Source organism: Nocardia amamiensis, from assembly GCF_015477605.1.
In the GTDB taxonomy this organism is placed as follows: Bacteria; Actinomycetota; Actinomycetes; order Mycobacteriales; family Mycobacteriaceae; genus Nocardia; species Nocardia amamiensis_A.
The window spans coordinates 1-605 of sequence record NZ_JADLQX010000202.1; the positions used below are offsets into that span (position 1 = coordinate 1).

The following is a 605-nucleotide window of genomic DNA, read 5'->3' on the forward strand; positions in this document are numbered from 1 at the left end:
GCGTAGTCCTCACGGTGATCGACAACCAACCGCACGGCCTTCGCGCGGGTCGCTGCATCGTACTTCGCTGGCATGATCTGCCCATCCTCTCCAGGAAAGGGGTGGGCACGAAACACGGGGCGATTCAACTGGCTCAAACGAGCCGACATCGACGCCGGCGCACGCGAGGGCGTGACCAGCGCTGAACGCAAAGAACTGGCCGAGTTACGGCGGAAGACTCCAGCCAGTCCAGCGCTGCACATCAGCCGGGCCACGCGTTTGCGGCCCACCCGGATATCTCGACCGAGCCGCAGCTCTGCATGCACCCGCGGAGCACCGTAGGTGCCGCGTGACGCGGTGTGGATGTCGGTGATCGTGGCGGTGAGTTGACGATCGGCGCGGGCACGCGCGGACTCGCCGCGATGTTTCCACTCGTAGTACCCGGAGGTCGACACCCGCAGAACACGGCATGAAACCGTGACCGGGATGCCGGCTTCGGCTAGATGAATGATTCCAAGGGGTTGGTGTGCGTGGCGGGCCGGGCACATTAACCGTGCCGGTGGGTGGACGGGTTCGGTTGTCTGGGCGGCTACGCACTGTGACCGTTTACGATCGCTGGTGTGGGG

At 65.0% G+C, this 605-nt stretch carries 1 protein-coding gene; it reads right to left on the minus strand.

Features of this window, described 5'->3' with window-relative positions; translation table 11 throughout:
- On the minus strand, positions 1 to 434 hold a 434-nt coding region (locus tag IU459_RS37480), incomplete at its 3' end, for an IS3 family transposase (protein ID WP_195134300.1).
- Positions 435 to 605: the final 171 nt, after the last annotated feature.